General features: G+C 72.3%; 19 protein-coding genes. 8 read left to right on the top strand and 11 right to left on the bottom strand.

What is annotated here, in order from left to right:
* Nucleotides 1-79: 79 nt before the first annotated feature.
* The 3 genes from ACFVHO_RS08525 to ACFVHO_RS08515 form a co-directional block, all read right to left on the bottom strand.
* Entirely contained in the window at nt 80-613 is a 534-nt protein-coding gene (locus ACFVHO_RS08525; protein WP_385711531.1) for a hypothetical protein, read from the bottom strand.
* A 488-nt stretch (nt 614-1,101) separates the two neighbouring features.
* Entirely contained in the window at nt 1,102-1,866 is a 765-nt protein-coding gene (locus tag ACFVHO_RS08520; RefSeq protein WP_385711529.1) for a hypothetical protein, read from the bottom strand.
* Nucleotides 1,867-1,881: 15 nt separating this feature from the next.
* Entirely contained in the window at nt 1,882-2,532 is a 651-nt protein-coding gene (locus tag ACFVHO_RS08515) for a hypothetical protein (RefSeq protein WP_385711527.1), read from the bottom strand.
* A gap of 250 nt (nt 2,533-2,782) precedes the next feature.
* Between ACFVHO_RS08515 and ACFVHO_RS08510 the strand changes: the two genes are divergently transcribed.
* The 3 genes from ACFVHO_RS08510 to ACFVHO_RS08500 all read left to right on the top strand — a co-directional run bounded on the left by ACFVHO_RS08510 (nt 2,783) and on the right by ACFVHO_RS08500 (nt 7,005).
* Nucleotides 2,783-3,790: an SCO0930 family lipoprotein gene (locus tag ACFVHO_RS08510; protein ID WP_385711526.1), complete on the top strand. Its 1,008-nt coding sequence runs from the start codon at nt 2,783-2,785 to the stop codon at nt 3,788-3,790.
* Between the two features lie 231 nt (nt 3,791-4,021).
* Nucleotides 4,022-4,834: an SAM-dependent methyltransferase gene (locus ACFVHO_RS08505; protein ID WP_385711524.1), complete on the top strand. Its 813-nt coding sequence runs from the start codon at nt 4,022-4,024 to the stop codon at nt 4,832-4,834.
* Nucleotides 4,831-7,005: a putative bifunctional diguanylate cyclase/phosphodiesterase gene (locus ACFVHO_RS08500; protein WP_385711522.1), complete on the top strand. Its 2,175-nt coding sequence runs from the start codon at nt 4,831-4,833 to the stop codon at nt 7,003-7,005. The genes ACFVHO_RS08505 and ACFVHO_RS08500 overlap by 4 nt, the downstream gene beginning before the upstream one ends.
* Before the next feature lie 249 nt (nt 7,006-7,254).
* Here ACFVHO_RS08500 and ACFVHO_RS08495 read toward each other — a convergent pair whose 3' ends face one another.
* Together ACFVHO_RS08495 and ACFVHO_RS08490 are read right to left on the bottom strand one after the other, a co-directional pair.
* Complete coding sequence (locus ACFVHO_RS08495) at nt 7,255-10,089, bottom strand: hypothetical protein (protein WP_385711520.1); 2,835 nt, start codon at nt 10,087-10,089, stop codon at nt 7,255-7,257.
* A gap of 162 nt (nt 10,090-10,251) precedes the next feature.
* Entirely contained in the window at nt 10,252-11,127 is an 876-nt protein-coding gene (locus tag ACFVHO_RS08490; protein WP_190120202.1) for a LysR family transcriptional regulator, read from the bottom strand.
* Between the two features lie 95 nt (nt 11,128-11,222).
* Here ACFVHO_RS08490 and ACFVHO_RS08485 point away from each other — a divergent pair, with 95 nt between their 5' ends.
* From ACFVHO_RS08485 to ACFVHO_RS08475, 3 genes are read left to right on the top strand one after another with little or no spacing between them, the layout of a single operon-like run.
* Nucleotides 11,223-11,930 carry a succinate dehydrogenase gene (locus ACFVHO_RS08485; RefSeq protein WP_385711518.1) on the top strand — a complete coding sequence of 236 codons (708 nt, stop codon included), beginning with the start codon at nt 11,223-11,225 and terminating at the stop codon, nt 11,928-11,930.
* Nucleotides 11,931-11,933: 3 nt separating this feature from the next.
* Nucleotides 11,934-13,883, top strand: coding sequence for a fumarate reductase/succinate dehydrogenase flavoprotein subunit (locus ACFVHO_RS08480; RefSeq protein ID WP_385711517.1), 1,950 nt, complete (start codon nt 11,934-11,936; stop codon nt 13,881-13,883).
* Nucleotides 13,880-14,626: a succinate dehydrogenase/fumarate reductase iron-sulfur subunit gene (locus ACFVHO_RS08475; RefSeq protein ID WP_385711516.1), complete on the top strand. Its 747-nt coding sequence runs from the start codon at nt 13,880-13,882 to the stop codon at nt 14,624-14,626. Before ACFVHO_RS08480 ends, ACFVHO_RS08475 begins: the two co-directional genes overlap by 4 nt.
* 25 nt (nt 14,627-14,651) lie before the next feature.
* Here the strand turns inward: ACFVHO_RS08475 and ACFVHO_RS08470 are convergent, their stop codons facing one another.
* Nucleotides 14,652-15,668: an MBL fold metallo-hydrolase gene (locus ACFVHO_RS08470; RefSeq protein ID WP_385711515.1), complete on the bottom strand. Its 1,017-nt coding sequence runs from the start codon at nt 15,666-15,668 to the stop codon at nt 14,652-14,654.
* Nucleotides 15,669-15,741: 73 nt separating this feature from the next.
* On the bottom strand, nt 15,742-16,104 hold the full coding sequence (locus ACFVHO_RS08465) for a winged helix-turn-helix transcriptional regulator (protein ID WP_385711514.1): 363 nt from the start codon (nt 16,102-16,104) through the stop codon (nt 15,742-15,744).
* A gap of 151 nt (nt 16,105-16,255) precedes the next feature.
* Between ACFVHO_RS08465 and ACFVHO_RS08460 the strand changes: the two genes are divergently transcribed.
* Entirely contained in the window at nt 16,256-17,284 is a 1,029-nt protein-coding gene (locus ACFVHO_RS08460) for an NAD(P)H-dependent flavin oxidoreductase (RefSeq protein ID WP_385711512.1), read from the top strand.
* A 179-nt stretch (nt 17,285-17,463) separates the two neighbouring features.
* On the opposite strand, the gene ACFVHO_RS08455 is transcribed toward ACFVHO_RS08460, so the two are convergent.
* From ACFVHO_RS08455 to ACFVHO_RS08445, 3 genes are all read right to left on the bottom strand, one after another.
* Nucleotides 17,464-19,845 carry an ABC transporter gene (locus ACFVHO_RS08455; RefSeq protein ID WP_385711510.1) on the bottom strand — a complete coding sequence of 794 codons (2,382 nt, stop codon included), beginning with the start codon at nt 19,843-19,845 and terminating at the stop codon, nt 17,464-17,466.
* A 77-nt stretch (nt 19,846-19,922) separates the two neighbouring features.
* Nucleotides 19,923-20,942 carry an LLM class flavin-dependent oxidoreductase gene (locus tag ACFVHO_RS08450; RefSeq protein WP_385711552.1) on the bottom strand — a complete coding sequence of 340 codons (1,020 nt, stop codon included), beginning with the start codon at nt 20,940-20,942 and terminating at the stop codon, nt 19,923-19,925.
* Between the two features lie 313 nt (nt 20,943-21,255).
* The gene (locus ACFVHO_RS08445) at nt 21,256-21,606 is read right to left on the bottom strand and encodes a winged helix-turn-helix transcriptional regulator (RefSeq protein WP_385711508.1); all 351 of its coding nucleotides are present in this window, start codon (nt 21,604-21,606) and stop codon (nt 21,256-21,258) included.
* A gap of 107 nt (nt 21,607-21,713) precedes the next feature.
* On the opposite strand from ACFVHO_RS08445, the gene ACFVHO_RS08440 reads away from it, so the two are divergent.
* Complete coding sequence (locus ACFVHO_RS08440; RefSeq protein ID WP_385711506.1) at nt 21,714-22,601, top strand: NAD(P)-dependent oxidoreductase; 888 nt, start codon at nt 21,714-21,716, stop codon at nt 22,599-22,601.
* Here the strand turns inward: ACFVHO_RS08440 and ACFVHO_RS08435 are convergent.
* The gene (locus ACFVHO_RS08435; protein WP_385711504.1) at nt 22,567-23,610 is read right to left on the bottom strand and encodes a helix-turn-helix transcriptional regulator; all 1,044 of its coding nucleotides are present in this window, start codon (nt 23,608-23,610) and stop codon (nt 22,567-22,569) included. The genes ACFVHO_RS08440 and ACFVHO_RS08435 overlap by 35 nt on opposite strands.
* Nucleotides 23,611-23,668 lie beyond the last annotated feature (58 nt).

The following is a 23,668-nucleotide window of genomic DNA, read 5'->3' as shown; positions in this document are numbered from 1 at the left end:
GGGGCGTCCCCGCACCGGGCCGGGGCCGCCCCCCTGTGCCGGGTGGGCCTGGGTGGGCCTGGGTGGGTCGGACTGGTCGTCAGGACTCGTCCTGGCCGGTGCGCCGCCGGGTCCAGTAGTACGCCGTGCCGAGGACGCCCGCGATGAGGGCGCCGCCGAGGGCGAGCTGCTGGCCGTCGAAGCCGCCGGAGCTGCCGCCGACGCCCGCCTTCACCCCACGGGTGTGGTGCGGCGTGGGGTGATGCGTGGGGTTGCTGCTGGAGTGGCCGCCGACGATGGTCAGGTCGGTCGTGCCCGACTCCTGGCCGCAGGTGAACGTCACCTCGTACATGGCACCGGGCTTGGCGTCCCAGAAGACCATCGCGGTCGCCGACGACTGGCCCTTGGGGATGGTCACGTCGTCGAAGACGCCCGACGTCACCTTGGTGTTGTGCTCGCAGCCGTCGACGCTGAGCGTGACCTGGCCGCCCGCGGCGATCGTGGACGGCGTGACCCGGAAGCCGAACGACGTGATGTTCTCCTCGCCCGCGACGGCCGCGGACGCCGGGGGCGCGGTGAGGGCGAGGGCGGTGGCGGTGAGCAGAGCGGCCGAAGCGACGCGTATCGCGCGCATGAGCAATTCCTCCGGGTCCCCGAGGAGCAGCCGCGGACCTTCTTCCGCTTGCGCCTGATATGCACCTCGATGCCCCGAACGCTAGGCAGGGCCCGGTGCACCCGCGATCGGTGTCGTGCGAACGGGGCATTCCTGTGGGCCGGACAGGCGAACGGGGCGGCGCGGCGCGACGGCGCGGGCGCGGGGATGTGGCAGAGCGTCAGGCGCGGACCGGAACGGAACACGGACGTCCGGCGGTCGCGGGTCCGTGCGGGTCACACGCCGTGTGCGCGCCGCGCACACATTGGCCCGGCGCACACACTCCCCGCGGGGCGGGGTCGGGGGGTTTGATGACGCATATGCCGCACGGATGGAGCGCCACGGGGGAACACGGGGGCGTCCGGCGGCTGGGCCACCGGTACTTCCCCAGGGCCGGTGGCCCCCGCGGCCGCCGGGCGGGATCGGATCCGTGCCTCCCGAAGGATGATGCCCGCCCGGCCCGACGGGCCCTAGCCGCGCACGTCGGGGAACAGCGTCTCGAACGGCTCAGCCGTCGCCGCGATGCCGCGGCTGTAGGGCGCGTCGAAGTCCCAGATCAGGAAGAGCAGGAAGGCGATCAGGGCCGAGAAGAGCCCGGCGAGGATCAGTTCGCGGGCGGTGCGGCGGATCTGGAGGGCGAAGATGAGGCCCACCGTGACGAGGCCGCCCGTGATGAGGCCGAACCAGACGACACCCGGCATGGTGGCCTCCGCGCTGTCGGCGCGGGCGCCACGGGCGTCGTCGGCGAGCGCGACCTGGTCGATCAGGGGCTGGTAGGCCTGGGCCTGGAAGTCGGACTTCGGTTCGTAGTCGGTGACGTCGTTCCGCAGCCGGGCGAGCAGTTCGTCCCCGCGCTCGGTCACCTCGCCGCGCTCGGTCATGGTGTCCCACTCCGTGGTCACGACATGGCCGACATACGCCCGTACATCGTCACGGATCCGTTCCCGGGCCTCCTGCGGGTACACCCGGACCCGCTCGTGGACCTCGTGTAGGGCCTGGGCCTCGGCACGCACATGATCCTGGGCGGCGCTGCGGGCCTCCCACACCCCGGCGATGGCGAGGCCGAGGACGATGGCGTACACCACACCGATCATCATCGTCATGTACTCCATGACATCCGGAGTTTCCGAAGTGTCGTAGTCCGTGGAGGTTCGTCGGTGCCGGAGCACCACGATGACGAGGACGACGGCGCACGCGGCGGCCATCGCGAGGGTGAGAACAAGCCATTCCGACAAGAGTTCCTCCGGCGGTCAGCGCGGTCGCAGGGCGGCGACGGCGAACACTGCGGGCGCGGTGACGAGCAGGGTGAGCGAGACCAGGGACGGCCCGCCGCGGGGCGGTTGTTTGCGCGGTGGCGCGTGGTACACGGGGTAGGCGACGGGCGGGGGTGACGGGGCGGGGCGGCGGGTCTTGGGGGTGGCCGGGGGAGGGGGTTTGACCTGGGGTTCGACGGTCGGTGGGGGTGTGAGGGGCGGGCGGGGCGCGGGAGGTGCGGGGGCCGCGCGGGGCGGTGGCGGCGCGGGCGCCGGGGATGGTGGCGGCTCGGGTGGAGGCGTCGGCTCGGGGGTCGGGGCTGGAGTGGGCGCGGGGGTCGGCTTCGGGGGTGTCGGCCTGGGGGTCGGTGTGGGTTTGGGGGGAGGTGTCGTCTTGGGGGGCTTCGGGGAGGGTTTCGGCGGCGTGGGCTTCGGCTTCGGCGGGGGTGTGGGCGGCGGCGTGCACCCCGGGCCGCTCCCAGCGACGACGGCTCCGCCCTGACCGGTCGAGGCGTACGCGCACGCGTCGGCGGGGGCCGCCGCGGCACCCGCCGGTGCGCCGAGGAGCCAGGCCAGGGTGAGCAGCGCGAGGGCGCGCGTGACGGGGGCCGTACGGCCCCTGGAGGATCCGGGCACGATCGAGATCATGGACCGCGCCCTCCCTCGCGCGGGCGTGAGCGGGCGGCCAATCGTCCGAACGTGGGACCGGCCGCACGCGGGTTCGCGCGCCGGTCGCGGGGCGCGCCGCGGCGACCGTTCCCGCGGCGCCGGAAACTTTTTTAGGCCGCGTTGAACGCTTCGCCCGGTCCCGCCCGTACCTAGGGCCATGCGTGACGCAGCAGGCGTCGCCGGGACGCTACTGGCGTCACAACAGCCAAGCACAAAGCGGGAGTTGAAGATGCAGCATGTATCAGGGGGTTCCCCCAGGGCCTGGCGGAGCGCCTCTCTCGTAGCGGCAGCTGCGGCCATGCTGGCGCTGACGACGGCGTGCGGTCAGGAGAAGGGGGAGCAGACCCCCAAGGGCCAGAACGTGGGCAACGAGGCCCCGGTCAAGGACGGGGCGGGCGCGGGCGACGGCTACGGCTCGGGCAACGGCTACGGCTCGGACTCCGGGAGCGGCGCGAGCAAGGCGAAGGCCGCCGGGCAGCTCGCCGTGTGGGACAGCAAGAAGCTCGGCAAGGTCGTCACCGACAGCGCGGGCTTCACGCTCTACCGGTTCGACAAGGACACCGCCGAGCCCCCCAAGTCCAACTGCGACGGCGCCTGCGAGACCGCCTGGCCCGTGGTGGCGGCCAAGGGCGCCAAGGCCGCCCCCGGCGTCGACAAGTCGCTGCTCGGTGAGGTCACCCGGTCCGACGGCACCAAGCAGTTGACCATCGACGGCTGGCCGATGTACCGGTTCGCCAAGGACGCCAAGCCCGGCGACGCCAAGGGGCAGGGCGTGGGCGGCACCTGGTACGCCGCCGCGCCCGACGGGAAGAAGGCCGCGCCCGCCGCCGACTCGGGCGCGGACTCCGGCGGCGACGCCGCTCAGCCCGCCGACCTGGCCGGACTCTCCACCCGCAACGACCCCAAGCTCGGCGAGATCGTCGTCGACAAGAACGGCATGACCGTCTACCGCTTCACCAAGGACTCCGCCTGGCCCATGAAGTCCGCCTGCACCGGCGCCTGCCTGGAGAAGTGGCCCGTGGTCAAGCCGGTGGCCAAGAACGACACCAAGGGCATCCTGAAGAAGGGCTTCGTCACCTTCAACCGCCCGGACGGCCTCAAGCAGCAGACGATCGACTGCTGGCCGCTCTACACCTTCGCGGGCGACAAGAAGCCCGGCGACATCAACGGGCAGGGCGTCGGCGGCACCTGGTTCGCCGCCGCGCCCACCGGGAAGGCGGTGGGCGCCACGAAGTAGTCAGCGCGGTTCATCGGGTACGGCAGCCTCCCCCCACGCCGACCGGTCCGTTCCTTCCGCACCAAAGGGAAGGAATGGACCGGTTCTTTGGGCTGTGTGCGGCACTTGCCAAAGGCAGTGACCGAGAACGGACGGCCAATTTCCGTTTTGACTCGCTCCGTTGGCTGACGATCAGTAGCCTCACCTTCGAACACCGGCTCGCCTTGACTACGCCTAAGCCTTGGAGTGTTGATGGAGCGTCCCGACTGGGCCCCGCCGGGCATCGACATCACGATGCCGAGCGTGGCCCGGATGTACGACCACTATCTGGGCGGCTCGCACAACTTCGAGGCGGACCGGGAGGCCGCGCGCAAGGCGATGGAGTTCATGCCGGGGCTCCCCAAGATCACTCAGGCGAATCGTGCCTTCATGCGCCGAGCAGTGCGTTTCTGTGTCGACGAGGGCGTCACGCAGTTCCTCGACATCGGCTCCGGGATCCCCACGTTCGGCAATGTCCACGAGGTCGCGCAGCGGGCCGACAGCGCCGCGCGCATCGTGTACGTCGACCACGACCCGGTCGCCGTCGCGCACAGCCGTACGGTTCTCGAAGACAATGACCAAGCCGCGGCGGCCTACGCGGATCTGCGGAAACCCCGCGACATCCTGGGGAGTTCCGAGGTCGGAAGCCTCCTGGACCTCGATCGGCCAGTGGCGCTTTTACTGGTGGCCATACTCCACTTCGTCGAGGACGCGTACGATCCCTACGCGGCGGTCGCCGAACTGCGGGACGCGCTGCCGCCGGGCAGCCTGATCGCCGTGACGCACGCCTCGTACGAAGGGATACCGGTCCCGCAGGAACAGGCCGACGGGACCGTCGGTGTGTACAAGGACATCCGCAATCCATTGATCATGCGATCGCGTGCCGAGATCGCGCGGTTCTTCGAGGGATACGACATGGTGGAACCCGGCCTCGTGCCGATGCCGCACTGGCGGGCCGACACGGAGCTCGCGGAGGAGGACCCCTGGTCCTTCTCCGGGTTCGCCGGCGTGGGGCGCAAGCGTTGAGCGCGGACCAGGACGGGCCGGAGGACAGACTGCGCAGGTTCGCCACGATCTGGAGCCGCGCGCTGTTCCCGGTGACCGCCACCTCGCTCACCCGCCCCGAGTTCGAGAATCAATTGCTGCCGCTCGCCCGGCAGTTGCGGACGGCCCTGGGTGAGCGGGTGTTCCGCGCCGCCGGGAGCGAGGCCGTGGGCGCCGCGCTCGTCGAGGCGCACTGCACCGAGCCGGAGGCCCTGAGCCGCACGCTCGACGTCGTCGAGGCCTATCTGGTGCTGTACTGCGGCGCGGCCGCCGACGACGAGGGCGCGGCGGCCGAGACCGGTGACCGCGAGGAGCTGCGGGCCCGCTGCTCCCGGATCCAGCACGCCGTCGCCGCCGGGTTCGCCCGGGCGCTGCGCGAGCGCACCCGTGCCGAGCAGGAGGCCATATCCCGGGCGGCCCTCGACGCGCGCGGCACCGTCGCCGAGGCCCTGCACGCCAGCGAGGCGCGGTTCCGGGCGGTCTTCCACGGCGCCGCCATCGGCATCGGCATCGCCGACCTCAGGGGCACGGTCCTCGAGGTCAACGACGCCCTGATCCGCATGTTCGGCGGCCTGGAGCACCAGCTGCGCGGGCGCAACGTGGCCGAGTGGACGCACCCCGACGACTCCCCGCACGTCTGGCGCCTCTACGAGGAGCTGGTACGCGGCGACCGTGAGCACTACCGCGTCGAGAAGGCCTTCTACCGCCCCGACGGCACCGTCCTGTGGACCAACCTGACGGTGTCCCTGCTGCGCGACGCCGACGGCGTGCCGCAGTACCAGCTGGCCCTGATGGAGGACACCACCGAGCGCCGCCTGCTCAATCTGCGCCTGCGCTACGAGGCCACGCACGACGCGCTGACCGGCCTGCCCAACCGGACCCTGTTCTTCGAGCGTCTGGAGAAGGCGCTCTCGGCGGGCGGGGGCGCCCGCTTCGGCCTCTGCTACCTGGACCTCGACGGCTTCAAGACCGTCAACGACAGCCTCGGGCACGCGGCCGGCGACCGCCTCCTCGTCGAGGTCGCCGACCGCCTCCAGGCCTGCGCCACCGCCCCCGGTGAGATGGTCGCGCGGCTCGGCGGCGACGAGTTCGTGGCGCTGACCACGGGCCCCGACACCGAGCACGAGGTCGACGAGCTGGCCGGACGCATCATGAACGCGCTCGCCACCCCGATCCGCGTCGACGGCCGCGAACTGACGGTGCGTGGCTCCATCGGCATCGTCGAGGGACCCGCGGCCGAGCGCGGCGCCGCCGAGGTGCTGCGCAGCGCCGACATCACGATGTACCGCGCCAAGCACGCGGGCGGCAACCGCTACGAGCTGGCGGACCCGGAGGCCGACGCCCGCGCCATCACCCGGCACGGCCTGACCACGGCGCTGCCGGTGGCCCTGGAGCGCGGCGAGTTCTTCATCGAGTACCAGCCGCTCGTGCACCTCGGCGACGGCAGCGTGCGCGGTGCGGAGGCCCTGGTGCGGTGGCTGCACCCGCAGCACGGCGTCATCAGTCCGGACCGCTTCATTCCGCTCGCCGAGCACACCGGTCTCATCGTGCCGCTCGGCCGCTGGGTCCTGGAGCAGTCGGTGCGTCAGGCGCGCGCCTGGGAGGCGGCGACCGGGGCGGAGCAGGGCGCGGGCCCGGTGCGCGTCAACGTGAACCTGTCGCCGTGCCAGCTCACCCACCCCGGCCTGGTCTCCGACACCGTCGAGATCCTGGAGCGCGCGGGCCTCGCGCCCGGCTCCCTGTGCCTGGAGGTCACCGAGTCCGCGCTGATCGGCGCCGACGACGACCTGCTCAAGCCGCTGCGCAGGCTCGCCGAGATGGGCGTGGACATCGCGCTCGACGACTTCGGCACGGGCTACTCCAACCTCGCGAACCTGCGCCGCCTGCCGGTCAGCGTCCTCAAGCTCGACCGCGCCTTCACCCAGGGCATGCAGCACTTCCCCGCCGACCCGGTCGACCTGAAGATCATCGAGGGCATCGTGTCCCTCGCGCACAGCCTGGACCTGGCCGTCACGGTGGAGGGGGTCGAGACCGGTGCGCAGGCCGACCAGCTGCGCGAGCTGGGCTGCGATACGGCTCAGGGCTGGTACTACGCCCGGCCCGGGCCGCCGGACCGGCTGCATGAGCTGGCGCTCGCCGACGCCACGGGGTAGCTGGCGGGGGCGCCTTGGGCGGGGGTGGGTTTCCGTTTCCCCGGAGCCGCGAGGGGGCGTGGCTTTGGCGCTGCGGGGTGCCTGCTGAGCTTGTGGGCGCGGCTGCGGGTGGTTTGTGGTTGAGCGCGCCGTTCCCCGCGCCCCTTTGGGGCCGCCATGGGGTGCCTCCTGATCTCATCGACGCGGCTGCGGGTGCTCTGTGGCTGAGCGCGCCGTTCTTCGCGCCCCTTCGGGGGCGCTCCCCCCCGGTCATGGTTTTTCAGGTGCCGATGACGTCGCCGATGGGGACGGGCTGGGGTTCTCCACGGGGGACGTGACGTTGTTCGCCCAGGTCGTCGCCAGCACCGTGGCGACCGCTGCCATCGTCGCCACCAGGATCGCGCTCAGAGGCGTGGCCAGTGACGACAGGCGGCGGAAGTTGCGGATGTGGCCCCAGAGGAGGTCCGCTCGGCGTACCAGGCGAATCTCCCAGTACAGGGCGAGGCCGAGGGCGAGGACGGTGCTCTGGGCGAGGAGCAGGAAGACCGAGAGCGCGACTGGTCCCTGCGGCACCCTCAGTCGGGGCACGAGCAGCAGCACTTGTACCGCCGACATCACGGTCCACATCCAACCCGCCTTGGCCACGGGGGTGTTGCCCCGCAGCCATGGATAGAGGTACCCGTACACGAAGCCGTGCGCGAGCCACACGCAGGTCGGCGCGCCCGCGACGGTCACCGCCTCCGGCACCCCGCTGTAGCCCTGGGCCTGCCACGCCGTCCACGCCGTCCACGGCAGCGTGAGCAGCGCCGTCGCGGCCACCGCGGTCAGGCCGTTGGACCAGGCGGTGCGGCCCCCGGAGCCGCCGAGCGCCACGGCCTTGAGCCGCGCCGTCTCGCGCGCCGCGTCCGCCGGGGTGGGTCTGCGCAGGCTCTGCCACTTGTCCTCCCAGTCGTCGGCGGGCAGGGACGTGTCGGCGAGGGTGCCGCGCGACGACGTCAGGAAGCGGTGGCGGCCCTCGGCGAACAGCAGGGCGCGGGCCAGGGAGTTGAGCAGCCGGGCGTGCGCGGCGCCGGTCACGCGATGCAGCCTCTTCGCGTGTTCCGCGCGGGCGGGCGGAAGCAGCAGATGGGCGCCCGCCCAGGCCATGAAGAGCGCGGCGGCGGTGGTCCAGTAGGGCAGCCAGGTGTCCGGGCGGCCGATCACGGTCGCGGCCGCGGCGAACAGGAGCAGGGTGACGCAGTCGCGCCGGGCGCCGGGGCCCAGGCGGCGCGGTTCGGTGCCGGTGGCGTAGAGGTGCGCGACCAGCACGACCACGGCAGCGCACCACATGATCTGGGCGCCGGGCGCGATGGTGCGCACGCCGTAGATGAGGTCGTCTCCGGGCCACTGGCCCACGAGTTGGGCGAACAGGTCGCTGGTGGGAGGGCGCTGCGGCTTGCGCAGGGTCGTCCACCAGGGGAGCAGGGCGGTGACGAACACGGCGCCGAGGGCGAGGCGGCCCCGCCAGCCGGGCCGGATCACCGGCGGAAGGAGCGGGCAGGTCAGCAGCAGCAGGGCGATCACCCAGGGCACGGGCAGCAGAAAGGCCAGCGGCCAGGAGACGCCGACGGTGCGGTCGTCGATGGTCCAGGCGTTGTCGGTGGGGGACCACTGGAAGTCCCAGGGCAGGACCTGCAGGACGACGGAGGTGGCCACGGCCGTCCAGGCCGCCACGGCGAGCGGCGCCGCCCAGGGCCGCGCGCCGCTCCCGAGCAGGCCGAGCCGCAGCGCCCCGTACACGGTGGCGGCCGCGAGGGACGCGGTGACCAGACAGGTCACCACCGCCCGGGTCCAGCCCTCGGCGCCCATGAGCCAGGCCATCAGGACGAGCGCCACGGCGGGGGAGGCGAGCATGCACAGCTCCCAGCGGCGCGGGAAGCGTCCGCCGCGCAGATGCAGGGTGACGGTGACCGCGAGCACCGGCAGGACGAACAGGGTGGTGCCGAGGAGCGTGCCCTGGGTGCGGGACTCCATCGGCAGGGTGTTGGTGATCAGCGCGTTGAGCGGGTAGCTGACGGATCCCCAGAGCCAGAACAGGACCCGCCACTTGGTGGAGTAGGTGTGCAGGAGCAGGGCCGCGACGGAGAGGAGGAGCGCGGTGACGGTGACCGTGATGGCGGCACGGGTCCGCCGTGGGCTCGCCGCGGAGCCGCCCGGCGCGGTGAGGAAGGCCGTGAGCGCCCCACCGGCGACGGCGCCGAGGGCGAGCAGGGACAGCAGGGCCTCGGGGCTGCTGCCGGGGCGGACCTGCCAGACCGGTGGGCGTGCGTCCTTCTTCGGTGCCGCGGGGCGCACGAAGTCGGCGCTGACGAACGTCGTCTTCTTGGGCGGTCCGGGAAGGGCGTACTGGACGGTGCGAGCCGTCTGGAGGGAGGGCTGGCCGATGGCGCTGAAGCCCCAGCCGTGCGGTACGTCCAGGCTCCAGCGCCAGCGGCCCGGCGGGTCGGGCACCGGGCGCTTCTTGCCGTCGGGGGCCCGGGAGCTGAGGTGGAAGGAGAGCTGACGGCCGGGCCGGACATCGGCGAAGGTGACGGTGTACTCGGCCGTGACGGTCACGGTGCCGCGCCCGGACGCCTGGCTGACCGTGCAGCGCACGGGGTAGGCGGCGCCCTTGGCGGCGGGCTGCATCGCCAGGAGGGTGCCGTATCCGCCCGGGATGACGTTGGACACCTGGCTGAAGAGGCTCGGCGTGGCCCGGAGGCTCGTGACGAGCGGGTCCGACTCGCGCAGGCGGAGCCGGTAGCGCGAGGTGACCCGCCAGTCGTCCCCCTTCGCCCGGCTGACGCGTACGGCGATCTCGCCGCTGCCGCCCTTGCCAGGCCGGAAGCTCGCCGCCGCCACGGGCACGCCCGTGTTGGCCGGCGGTGGGACCACCCCCGGCCGCGGCTGCGCGCGTTCGCGCAACTGCGCGGCCACCTGCCGCCGCGTGGTGTCCCCCCACTCGTCCGACGCCCACGCGGCACACCCCACGACCACCGCGCACAGCAGCACCACCACCGCCCTCCGGGCCGCGGTGACCGCCCTGTCGCGCCTCGTCGCCGTGCCCCCGCCCGCAGCTGTGGCCATGGGCGCCCCCTCCCGCTCACGGACGGCCAGGTTAGAGCCGGGCGCACACCTGGGGGGACCCGTCGGATGGCGTGAAATACCCAGCGCACAGGGCACTTTGGGGGGCGCGCGTGCGCTCCTGCGCCCCTTTCGGGCGCCCCAACGAGGGGCGCCTCGGCCGGGCTACCTCGCCAGCAACATCCGTTGCAGCTCCCGCGCCGCCCGCGGCGGCGCGACGTCGCTGCGGTGGGCCAGCGCGATGGTGCGGCGCAGCCGGGGCCGGGACAGCGGGGTCATGCGGAGGCCGCTGCCCGCCCGCTCCGCGACCATGCGGGGGACGACGGCGACGCCGAGCCCCGCCCGGACGAAGCCGAGCACGGCGTCCATCTCGCCGCCCTCGACGGCGAATTCGGGCTCGAAGCCCTCCGCGCGGCACGCGGCGACCGTCAGCTCCCGCAGGTCGTAGCCGTGCCGGAACATCACGAGGCGCTCGCCCTGGAGGTCGGCGACGCGCGCCGACGCGCCGAGGCCGGGCGCGTCCGGCGAAGACACCACCACCAGGTCCTCGCGCAGCAGCTCCACCGTGGTCAGGGCGGGCGACGGCGTCGGCAGCGGAAGCACCACCAGGGCCAGGTCCAGGGCCCCGCGTGCGAGCTGGCGTACGAGGTCGTGGCTGCCGCCCTCCTCGATCAGGAGCTGGATGCCGGGGTGCCGGTCGTGGAAGTCGCGCAGGACCTGCGGAAGGAGACCCGTGCAGACGCTCGGCGTCGCCCCGAGCCGCACCCGGCCCCGGCGCAGCTGCGCCAGCTCCTGCACCTCGATGCGGGCGGTGTCGGCGTCGGCGAGGATGCGGCGGGCCAGCGGGAGCAGCGCCTCGCCCGCGTCGGTGAGCGCGATGTTCCCGCGCGCCCTGCTGAACAGTTCGGCGCCGAGCTCCTTCTCCAGCGCCCGCACCTGCTGCGAGAGCGACGGCTGGGAGACGTGCACCTGCTCGGCGGCCCGGGTGAAGTGCCGGGTTTCGGCGACCGCGACGAAGTAGAGGAGCTGCTGGAACTGCATGCGCACCACGATAGGCCATGCATAGGGCGTGCCTATGGAGATGAGCGAAACCATCTCTTGGACTGATCGGGACCTTCGGCCGTAGCGTCTCTGACATGGCTCTGGCAACGCGGACGGACCGACGGCCGTCACTACCGCGCACGGTGTGGGACTCCACCGTGGGCAAGAAGACCGTGATGGCGGTGAGCGGTCTGATCATGCTGCTCTACCTGGTCGCCCACATGATCGGGAACCTGAAGATCTTCTTCGGCCCGGGGGACTTCAACCACTACGCGCACTGGCTGCGCACGCTCGGCGAGCCCGTCATGCGCTGGGAGTGGACCCTGTGGGTCGTCCGCTTCGGCCTCGTCGCCGCCGTCGTCGCGCACGCCGTGTCCGCGTACCAGCTCAGCCGCCGCGACATCAGGGCCCGCCCGAGCAAGTACGTGCACAAGAAGCCGCGCTCCAGCTACGCGACCCGCACCATGCGCTGGGGCGGGATCATCCTCGGCCTGTTCATCGTCTGGCACATCCTCGACCTGACGACGGGCACCGTGCACCCGGGTGAGTACCAGCACCTGCACCCGTACCAGAACGTGATCGACACCTTCTCCACCTGGTACGGCAACGTCATCTACATCACGGCCGTGGTCGCCCTCGGCTTCCACGTCCGGCACGGGTTCTGGAGCGCCGCCCAGACCCTCGGCGTGGGCAACGCGGCCCGCGACCGCTTCCTGAAGATCTGCGCCAACGGCCTCGCGCTGCTGCTGACCGTGGGCTTCGTCTCCGTACCCGTCGGTGTCATGACCGGAGTGGTGAGCTGACCGATGAACAACTACGCCGAGTACACCACCGGGGAGCCCGTCGTCGACGCCAAGGCGCCGAAGGGCCCCGTCGCCGAGCGCTGGGACACCCGCCGCTTCGAGGCCAAGCTGGTCAACCCCGCCAACCGCCGCAAGCACACCGTGATCGTCGTCGGCACGGGCCTCGCGGGCGGCTCCGCCGGTGCGACCCTCGCCGAACAGGGCTACCACGTCGTGCAGTTCTGCTACCAGGACTCGCCGCGCCGCGCCCACTCGATCGCCGCGCAGGGCGGCATCAACGCCGCGAAGAACTACCGCAACGACGGCGACTCCGTGCACCGCCTCTTCTACGACACCGTCAAGGGCGGCGACTTCCGGGCCCGCGAGTCCAACGTGCACCGCCTCGCGCAGATCTCCGTCAACATCATCGACCAGTGCGTGGCGCAGGGCGTGCCGTTCGCCCGCGAGTACGGCGGCCTGCTCGACACCCGCTCCTTCGGCGGCGTCCAGGTGTCCCGCACGTTCTACGCCCGCGGCCAGACGGGCCAGCAGCTCCTCCTCGGCGCGTACCAGGCCCTCTCGAAGGAGATCGCCGCGGGGAACGTCGAGATGCACCCGCGCACCGAGATGCTCGACGTGATCGTCGTCGACGGGCGGGCGCGCGGCATCGTCGCCCGCGACCTGATCACCGGCAAGATCGACACGTACTTCGCGGACGCCGTCGTCCTCGCGTCGGGCGGCTACGGCAACGTCTTCTACCTGTCGACGAACGCCATGAACTCCAACGCGACGGCCGTGTGGCGGGCCCACCGCCGCGGCGCGTACTTCGCCAACCCCTGCTTCACGCAGATCCACCCCACCTGCATCCCGCGCACCGGCGACCACCAGTCCAAGCTCACCCTGATGAGTGAGTCGCTGCGCAACGACGGCCGCATCTGGGTGCCGAAGGCCAAGGGCGACACCCGCCCGGCCAACGAGATCCCCGAGGACGAGCGCGACTACTACCTGGAGCGCATCTACCCCTCCTTCGGCAACCTCGTGCCCCGTGACATCGCGTCGCGCGCCGCCAAGAACGTCTGCGACGAGGGCAGGGGGGTGGGCCCCGGCGGCCAGGGCGTGTACCTGGACTTCGCCGACGCGATCGCGCGCATGGGCCGCAAGGCGGTCGAGGAGAAGTACGGCAACCTCTTCGACATGTACGAGCGGATCACCGCGGAGAACCCCTACGAGGTGCCGATGCGGATCTACCCCGCCGTGCACTACACGATGGGCGGCCTCTGGGTCGACTACGACCTCCAGACCACCGTGCCGGGCCTCTTCGCGATCGGCGAGGCCAACTTCTCCGACCACGGCGCGAACCGCCTCGGCGCCTCCGCCCTGATGCAGGGCCTCGCGGACGGCTACTTCGTCCTGCCCTCCACCATCAACGACTATCTGGCGCGCAACCCGCACAAGGACGAGGTCGACGACGGGCACCCGGCCGTCCGCGAGGTCCTCGCGGAGACCGAGGACCGTCTGAACCTCCTCCTCGCCGTCGACGGCGACCGCACCCCGGACTCCTTCTACCGCGAACTCGGCGAACTGATGTGGGAGTTCTGCGGCATGGCGCGCACCGACAGCGGGCTGCGCAAGGCCCTGGAGCGGATCCCGCAGATCCGCGAGGAGTTCTGGCGCCGCATCAAGGTCCCCGGCACCGGCGAGGAGTTCAACCAGTCCCTGGAGAAGGCGAACCGCGTCGTCGACTATCTGGAGCTGGCCGAGCTGATGTGCCTCGACGCGCTGCACCGCGCCGAGTCCTGCGGCGGCCATTTCCGCGAGGAGTCCCAGACCCCGGACGGCGAGGCCGAACGCCGCGACGAGGAGTTCTCGTACGCGGCGGCCTGGGAGTTCTCCGACACCGGCACCGCACCCGTCCTGCACAAGGAAGACCTCGTCTTCGAGTACGTCCACCCCACTCAGCGGAGCTACGCATGAAGCTCACCCTGCGCGTCTGGCGCCAGAAGAACGCCGACGCCGACGGCGCGATGTCCACGTACGAGGTGGACAACATCTCCTCGGACATGTCCTTCCTGGAGATGCTCGACACCCTCAACGAAGAGCTCATCATCAAGGGCGAGGAGCCGGTCGCCTTCGACCACGACTGCCGTGAGGGCATCTGCGGCGCCTGCTCGCTCGTCATCAACGGCGACGCGCACGGACCCGAGCGCACCACGACCTGCCAGCTGCACATGCGGTCCTTCAACGACGGCGACACCATCGACGTCGAGCCGTGGCGGGCGGCCGCCTTCCCGGTCATCAAGGACCTGGTCGTCGACCGCTCCGCCTTCGACCGCATCATCCAGTCCGGCGGCTACATCAGCGCCCCTACCGGCGCCGCGCCCGAGGCCCACGCGACCCCGGTGCCGAAGCCGGACGCCGACTTCTCCTTCGAGCACGCCGAGTGCATCGGCTGCGGAGCCTGCGTCGCGGCCTGCCCGAACGGCTCGGCGATGCTCTTCACCTCGGCGAAGGTGAACCACCTCAACGTGCTGCCGCAGGGCGCCCCCGAGCGCGAGACCCGCGTCCTCGACATGGTCGCGCAGATGGACTCCGAGGGCTTCGGCGGCTGCACCCTCACCGGCGAGTGCGCGACGGCCTGCCCGAAGGGCATCCCGCTGCCGTCGATCGCGGCGATGAACAAGGAGTGGCTGCGGGCGACGCGCAAGGCGCGCGGCTGAGCGCCCCTGTGAGGTTCGCCGTTCCTCAGCGGCGGGGCCGTACGTCCGCCCCGTACTCCGTCGCGTAGTCCGGCACCACGAGCCGTGAGGCGGGGCTCGTGTCACGGACCTGGGTGAGGAAGTCGTCCAGGTCCGTGCCGACCTTCCGGGGCGGCTCCGTCAGCGGCCGCTCGAAATCGTCCCAGTGCACGGGCACGATCACGCCGGGCCGCTCCAGTGCGTCGAGCAGCCGTGGCACGTAGTGGTGCGTGGTCGCGGCCGACGCCACCGCGAGCATCGCGATGTCCGGCGCGAGGCCCCGGAAGGACCGCTCGTCGAAGTCGCTCGCCCCCATGAACAGCGCGGACGGCGCTCCGTCCGGCGTCACCTTGAAGGCCAGTGTGTCGCCCTCCGGCAGGTCCGAGATCGTCCGGGGCGCGGTCGCGGGCGGCGCGTTCAGGGTGCCGGGCGCGAAGTAGGAGTACGAGGCGTTGCGGCTGTGCCGCGAACTCGCGACCTCCACCACGTACCCGTCGAAGTCCAGCACCTCGCCGCCCTTGACGACGACGAGCTGCTTCGTGTCCACGCCGAAGGACCGCAGTACTTGGTACGTCGTCTCGGTACCGATGACCCGGGCGCCCGTCGCCTTCGCGAGGTAGGGCACGTCGTTGAGGTGGTCCCAGTGGGTGTGCGTGACGCAGATGATCTCCGGCGTGCCCGCGTGCCTGCGGACCAGCGGCTTGTCGGTGCGCAGGCGCGTGCCGGGGTCGAAGTCACCTGTGAACAGGCCGGTGTCGAAGCGCGTGACGTAGGGGTCGACGAGCACGGTCGCCGTGCTCGGCTGCCGCCGCGCCTCGTCGCGCTTCGCCCGCTGGATGTCGATCCGCCACCCCGAGGTGCCGAGCCAGCGGTACGTGACGGTGCCCGCGTCGCGCGTTCGACGGGCCGCCGACCCGGTGTCGGCGGCCGCGGTGCCCGCGAGCATCGGTGCGGCCGCCCCGAGTGCGGCGCCGCGAAGAAGGGTGCGGCGGCCGGGGCTTGTGGTTCTCCCGTTGGTGTTCATGACGGTAGCGAAGCAGGTGACGCGTTGTCATGTCCAAGAGTGAATGAGGCGCGGATTGATATGAGTTGAGATATCACCGCAGGTCAGGTGTCTCCTCCACGGCGTGCTCGGTCAGTTCGGCGGCCCAGGCGACGGACCAGTCCACGAGAGGGCTGAGTGCCGTGCGGGCCTGCCGCCCCAGCGGGGTGAGGGCGTAGTGGCCTTCGGGGGTCTGGTGCACCAGGCGTGCCTCGATCAGCTCGACGAGGCGTTGGCGCAGCACGCTGGACGACATGTCGCCGCAGCGTCGGCGCAGGGCGCGGAAACCCAGGGCGCCTTCGTGCAGTTCCCACACCACGCGCAGGCTCCACCGGCGGCCGAACAGGTCGAGCGCGGCCATGAGGGGGCTTCCGGTGGCCGAGCCGCGCACCGGCCGTCCTGGTGTCGGTGTGGTCACCGCGCCCCTCCCGTGGTCCTGGAGCCCTGCGCTCGTGGAGGTCCGTGCTCGTGGAGGCCTGCGCCCCTGGTGATTCGGATTTCGAAACACTAGCATCGCCGGGTGATTCGGAAACCGAACCACCCTGTGCGAGCTGTGCGAGGAGGACCGCATGACGACGTTGACCACGCCACTGTGCCGACGACTGGGCATCGAGGTGCCCGTGGTGCAGGCACCCATCGGGTCCGCGGTCACCGTGGACCTCGTGGCGGCGGTGGCCGGCGCGGGAGGGCTCGGCAGCCTCGCGCTGACCTGGGTCACCGCGGATGAGGCGGTGCGCAGGATCCGGCAGGTCCGGCGCCTGACGCCGAAGCCCTTCGCCGCGAACCTGGTCCTCGACTTCCCGGTCGACGAGCTGCTCGACGCGTGCCTGGCGGAAGGCGTCCCGGTCATCTCGACGTTCTGGGGCGATCCCTCCGCAGTCGCCGGACGCGTGCACGCGGCCGGTGCCCTGCACGTCCACACGGTCGGCTCCGTCGCCGAGGCCGAAGCCGCGGTCACCGCGGGCGTCGACGTGATCGTGGCCCAGGGCTGTGAGGCGGGCGGGCACGTGCGCGGCGAGGTCACCACGATGGCGCTCGTGCCCGCGGTCGTGGACGCGGTGCACCCGGTGCCGGTCGTCGCGGCGGGCGGCATCGCCGACGGGCGCGGGCTCGCCGCCGCGCTGATGCTCGGGGCCCAGGCCGGATGGCTGGGCACCCGCTTCCTCGCGGCAGCCGAGGCGGCCACCCACGAGGTGTACCGGCAAGCCGTGATCCGGGCGGCGCCACAGGACGCCGTGCGCACGCGGTGCTTCGACGGCGGCTGGCCCGACGCCCCGCACCGCGCGCTGCGCAACTCCACGCTCCACGCCTGGGACGCCGCGGGCCGTCCGGCCGTGCCGAACCGCCCGGGGGAGGGCGCGGTCGTCGCCCGGAGCGCCGACGGCCGGGCCTGGTCGCGCTACGACGACATGGTCCCCGTGCCCGGAATGACGGGCGACGTGGAGGCGCTCGCGCTCTACGCGGGCCAGAGCGCCGGACTCGTCCACGACATCGCCCCGGCGGCCCGCATCGTGGCGGACATCGCCGCCGACGCGGCGACCCTCCTGAGGCGTACGCGGACCCCTGACGCGGTGGCCTCTCCGCACACCAGGGCATAGGGCGGCTCACCCGCCGGGGCCCCGCTATGCTCCCCGCACGCCAGGGCTCAGGTCCGCTCCCCGTGCGCCAGGGCTCAGGTCGGCCCCCCGGACACCAGGCCCTGGACCTGCCCCATTGGTCGGGCCCGTCGCCCCCCGGCCCCGGGCCGACTCGCGCGCCGCTGGTCCAGAACTCCGGGCTACCGCCCCAACGCCCGCGCCAGATAAGGCCCCGTCCGGCTCCCGGCGACCCCGGCCACGTCGGCGGGCGTCCCCGCGGCGACCACCCGCCCCCCGGCGGCACCGCCCCCGGGCCCGAGGTCCACCACCCAGTCCGCCCCGGCCGCCACGGCCATGTCGTGCTCGACGACCACCACGGAACTGCCCCCGTCCACCAGCTCGTGCAGCCGCCCCACAAGCACCTCGACATCCGCCGGGTGCAGCCCGGTGGTGGGCTCGTCGAGGAGGTAGAGGGTGTGCCCGCGCCGCACCCGCTGCAACTCGCTGGCCAGCTTGATCCGTTGTGCCTCCCCGCCGGACAGCTCCGTGGCGGGCTGCCCGAGCCGCAGATAGCCGAGGCCGACGTCGAGGAGCGGGCGCAGGCTGCGCAGCACGGCGGGGGTGTCGGCGAAGAAGTCGGCGGCGGCCTCGACGGTCAGGTCGAGGACCTGGGAGACGGTGAGGCCGCCGTGGGTGACCTGGAGGGTCTCCGGGTTGTAGCGGGCGCCCGCGCAGTCCGGGCACGGGGCGTACGTGCTGGGCAGGAAGAGCAGCTCGACGCTCACGAACCCCTCGCCCTGGCACGTCTCACAGCGCCCGCCCGCCACGTTGAAGGAGAAGCGCCCCACGCCGTAGCCCCGCGCCCGGGCCTCGTCCGTCCCGGCGAAGACCTTGCGGACGACGTCGAAGAGCCCGGTGTACGTGGCGAGGTTGGAGCGCGGCGTGCGGCCGATCGGCTTCTGGTCGACGCACACCAGACGGTCCACCCCCGCGAGGTCCTCCGCGCTCTCTCCGAGCTCCCCGATCAGCGTGGACTTGCCGGAGCCCGAGACCCCCGTGACGGCGGTGAACGCGCCGAGCGGGAACTCCACGGTGACGCCCCGCAGGTTGTGCCGCGTGACCGGGCCCACCTTCAACCAGCCGTGCGGCTCCCGCACCTGACGTACCGTCATCGGCGTCCGGTCGAACAGGAAGCGTGCCGTCGCCGACTCCGCCACCTGCTCCAGCTCCGCCACCGGCCCGCTGTGCAGCACCTGCCCGCCGTGCTCGCCCGCCCGCGGCCCCACGTCGACCAGCCAGTCCGCGTGCCGCATCACGTCCAGGTGGTGCTCGACCACGAACACCGAGTTGCCCGCCGCCTTGAGCCGGTCCAGGACGGTGAGCAGCGACTCGGTGTCGGCGGGATGCAGTCCGGCCGACGGCTCGTCCAGGACGTACACGACACCGAAGAGCCCCGAGCGCAACTGTGTCGCGAGGCGCAGGCGTTGCAGCTCGCCCGCGGAGAGGGTGGGCGTCGCGCGGTCGGGGGAGAGGTAGCCGAGGCCCAGCTCGGTGATCGTGCCGATGCGGGCCAGGAGGTCACCGGTGAGCACTCCGGCCGTCTCCGCGCCTGCCGTGCCCGAGCCCGCACCGGCCGCTCGTTCGAGGCACGTGGCCAGCTCGGACAGCGGCAGCGCGGAGAGCTCCGCGATGGTGCGGCCCGCGAAGGTCACCGCCATCGCCTCCGGACGCAGTCGGCTGCCGCCGCAGGCCGGACACGGCTCACTGGCCAGGAAGCGCTCGGCCTTCGTGCGCAGCGTCTGGCTCTTGGAGTCGGCGAACGTCTTCATGACGTAGCGCCGGGCGCTCATGTACGTGCCCTGGTAAGGGCGTTGGATGCGGTCCGCGTCGCGCACGGGGTGCACGGTGACGACCGGCTGTTCGTCGGTGAACAGGATCCAGTCGCGGTCGGCCTGCGGCAGCTCGCGCCACGGCCGGTCCACGTCGTGCCCGAGGGTGTCGAGCACGTCGCGCAGGTTCTTGCCCTGCCAGGCCCCCGGCCAGGCGGCGATCGCGCCCTCGCGGACGGACAGCGAGGGGTCGGGGACGAGCAGCTCCTCGGTCGTGCGGTGCACCTTGCCGAGACCGTGGCACTCGGGGCAGGCCCCGGCCGCCGTGTTCGGCGAGAACGCGTCCGAGTCGAGCCGCTCGGCCCCCTCCGGATACGCGCCCGCGCGGGAGAACAGCATCCGCAGCGAGTTCGAGAGCGTCGTGACCGTGCCCACCGACGAGCGGGACGTGGGCGCCGCGCGCCGCTGCTGGAGCGAGACCGCGGGCGGCAGGCCCGTGATCTCCCCGACCTTCGGCGCGCCCACCTGGTGGATCAGACGGCGCGCGTACGGGGCGACCGACTCGAAGTAACGCCGCTGCGCCTCCGCGTAGATCGTCCCGAAGGCGAGCGAGGACTTCCCAGAGCCGGACACCCCGGTGAAGACGGCGATGACGTCACGCGGAACGTCCACGTCCACCCCGCGCAGATTGTGCTCGCGGGCACCCCGGACGCGTACGAAAGGATCGTGGTCGTGGGCGGCGCTGCTGTGCATGGGGCGGGCTCCGTACGCGGATCGGGGGCAAACCCCACGATTCTAGGTCCGGGCCCGTTCCGCACCCCGGGGCCGGGTCAGTCCCCGGGCGCGGGCGCCCCGGGAGCCCGCAGGCCCGCGACCCGCGCGAGGCGCCGGAAGGAGTCGCTCAGGCCCTCGCGGTCGTACGTGCTCGTCGTCACCAGGACCTCCTGCGCGCCGCTCTCCTTGAGCAGCGTCTGCAGCTCCGCGGCCACCTGGTCCTCGGTGCCGTGGATGTGCCCGCGCAGCCCCGATTCGTAGAAGCCGCGCTCCTTCTCGGTCATGGCACCCGTCGCCACGAGCTCCTCGACGCGCTCGGCGGGCGGCAGCGGCGGGAACGTGCCGTGGGTGCGGGAGTACGCCATCGACCAGGCCTCCGGTATGAGCAGCCGCCGGGCCGCCTCTTGCGAATCCGCGACGGCGATCGTGCCCGAGATGACCACGTACGGCTCGTCCGACCAGGCGGAGGGTCGGAACGCGGCGCGATAGCGCTCGACGGCGGCGAGCATCTTCTCGCGGCCCCGGATGTCGCCGACGACCATCGGAAGCCCCGCCTCCGCGGCGATGCGGGCCCCTTCGCCGATCGCGAGGACGTACGGCGGGACGGGCAGGCCCTCGGCCGGGCGTGCGTGCACGCCGGTGTCCGACGTGCCCCGGAACCAGCCGAGCAGTTCGGTGAGGTGCGCCGCGAAGTCGTCCGCGTCGTGCTTGTCGCGGCCGAGCGCCCTGCGCACCCCGTCCGTGAACCCGACCGAACGCCCGAGCCCCATGTCGATCCGCCCCGGGAACAGCGCCTCGAGGACCCCGAACTGCTCGGCCACCACCAGCGGCTGATGGTTCGGCAGCATCACGCCGCCCGTGCCCACCCGGATCGTCCGCGTGGCCGCGGCGACCGCCGCCGCGAGCACCGTCGGCGCGGAACCGGCGACTCCGGGCACGCCGTGGTGCTCGGAGACCCAGAAGCGGTGATAGCCGAGCGCCTCCAGTTCCCGGGCGAGGGCGACGGTGTCCCGCAGGGGCTCCGTGCCGTCGTGTCCCTCGCGGGTGCGGGAGCGGTCCAGCACGGAGAACCGCATACCTCCGGCGCCCAAGACCGCTCCCTGCGGCACGTCAGTCTGCTGCTGCTCTCGCACGGTTGCTCCGGGGAAGTGGGATCCGGCTTTCACCCGGCTGGTCTCCGCTGCAGCTTCCATGATCCGCCAGGTGCACGGGGTGGGCAAAGTGATGTGGATCTCCCCGGTGGCCGGGCTCTCGTGCACGTCCCCGCACCGCACGCGGTAGCCACTTTTTTGTGGGTACTTGGCGGTGTCCGGCAGCGGGGTGATCCTGATGAGGGGCGGCCGAGGGGTCGCCGGAACCGGGTGAGGAGCGGGGTGATCGTGCGATGCGTCAGGAAGCCGACCGGACGTCGGTGAGCTTCTGCAGGCGGCGGTGGCCCCAGTCGGAGACGGGACCCAGCGCCTCGGAGAGTTCCCGGCCGAACGTGGTCAGGGAGTAGTAGGTCTTCAGCGGCAGTGTGTCGTGCACCTCCCGGTGCACGAGCCCGTCGGTCTCCATCTCGCGCAGCGCCTGCGTCAGCACCTTCTCGCTGAGGCCCGGCAGCCGTCGGCGCAGCTCGCCGGGGCGGTGCGGACCGGATTCGAGCTGCCAGAGCAGCGTGGTCTTCCACTTGCCGTCGATCACGGCGATCGCGGCGGTCACCCCGCAGACCTCCGGGTCCTGAGCACGGCTGCGCGTCATTTTCGTCCCCACCATCCCTCGGTCAAACAGTCGTCAGTCAGACGCCAGTCGTCAGACAGGCGTCAGCCAGTCAGTAAATCTTGTCGATAAATCTACGGAGTTGAATCATGTCCGTACACACGGAACAGTCTGCCGTCACCGTCCTCGGCCTGGGGGCGATGGGTCGGGCCCTCGCGGGTGCCTTCCTCGACGCCGGGGTGCGCACCACGGTCTGGAACCGGACGCCGGGCCGGGACAAGGAGCTGGTCGCACGGGGCGCGGTCAGCGCCGGGTCGGTGGAGGAAGCGGCCGCCGCGAGCGACCTCGTGGTGGTCTGCGTCGTCAACTACGACGCGGTGGACTCCCTGCTGCGCCACGAGGAGGTCACCGACGCGCTCAAGGGGCGCACGGTGGTCAACCTCACCGCGGACACACCGGACCGGGCCCGGGACACCGCGGCGTGGGCGGCCGAGCACGGCGTGCGCTACCTGGACGGCGCGATCATGACGCCGACCGTGACCATCGGCACTCCGGCCGGGGTGTTCATCTACAGCGGCCCGGAGGACCTCCACCGCGAACACCAGCCCGTCCTGGACGCGTTGGGCGGCACCCACACCCACCTCGGCACGGACATCGGCCGGGCGGCCGCGTACGACGTCGCGCTGCTCGACATCTTCTGGACCGGCATGACCGGCTTCGCCCACGCCGTGGCGGTGGCACGGGCGGAAGGGATCACCGCGCGCGAGCTCGCCCCGTTCGCGAAGGGGATCGGCGAACTGTTCCCGCCCATCTTCGCGGGGCTCGCCGACGAGGCGGACGACGGCATGGCCTCCGACGAGGGCAGCCCGCTCACCTCGGTCGCCTCATCCATGGCCCACATCGTCCACACCTCCGAGGCCCACGGAATCGACGCGGGCGTGATGCGCGCGGCGGAAGGCCTGGCCCGCCGGGCCATCGGACAGGGCCACGGCGCCGAGGGGTTCATCCGGGTCGCCGAACTGCTGGGGCGTCGCTGAGGAAACGCCCCGCCCCCTTCCCGTCCCGGTCGCGGGCGGCCTCGGCGCAGCGCGTGGCCAGGCGGGCGAAGGCCGCCTTGAGTTCGGGTGGGCCGATGACTTCGATGTCGGTGTCGAAGCGGACGACGGCGGCGGCGAGGCCCGTCCACGACCAGGCGCCCAGGGTCAGTCGGCAGTGGCGCGGGCCGAGTTCCTCGACGATTCCGTCCCGGGCGAAGGGGGCCACGGCGCCGGCGGGGAGGCCCAGGAGGACATCGCCTCGGCAGGGCCAGTCGGTGGTGGTGCCGTCCAGGCCGCGGAACCGGCTCGTGACGAAGGCGGCCACGTCGCCGCCGGGGACCTCGCGTGCCGCGAAGCGGGGGCCGTTCGGGGTGCGGGGCCGGATGCGGTCTACGCGGAAGATCCGCCAGTCCTCGCGGTCGAGGTCCCAGGCCACGAGGTACCAGCGGCCTTGGCGGGTGACCAGGTGGTGGGGCTGCACCCGGCGGCGGTGGCCCTCGGGCCGGCCGTCGGGCGCGGAACCGTCGGCGGCGTGGTCGAAGCGGAGTTCCTCGTGCGTGTGGATGGCGGCGCTCAGGTCGGTGAGGACCTGGGCGTCGACCTGCGGGGCGTCGCCCGCGTCCAGCGGGTGGAGGGCCGTGACGCGCAGCGCGTCGATGCGGTGGCGGAGCCTCGGCGGCATGACCTGGCGGATGGTGGCGAGGGCGCGGGCCGCGTCCTCGGCGAGCGTGGTGCCGGTGGCGGCGGTCTGCAGGGCGACGGCCAGCGCGACGGCCTGGTCGTCGTCGAACAGCAGGGGAGGCAGCTCCGTGCCCGCGTCCATGCGGTATCCGCCGGCGGGTCCCTTGAGCGCCCTGACGGGGTAGCCGAGTTCGCGGAGCCGGTCCACGTCACGGCGCACCGTACGCGGGGTGATGCCGAGCCGCTCGGCGAGTTCGTCGCCGGACCAGCCGCGGCGGGTCTGGAGCAGGGAGAGCAGCGCGAGCAGTCGCGAGGACGTCTTGTGCATGCCGCCCAGTCTGCCCGTAGTACAGGACACAACCTGTCCGCTACCACTGCGAACGTGG

The organism is Streptomyces sp. NPDC127108 (assembly GCF_042677545.1).
Lineage (GTDB): Bacteria > Actinomycetota > Actinomycetes > Streptomycetales > Streptomycetaceae > Streptomyces.
This window is presented reverse-complemented; position numbering and strand designations above follow the sequence as displayed.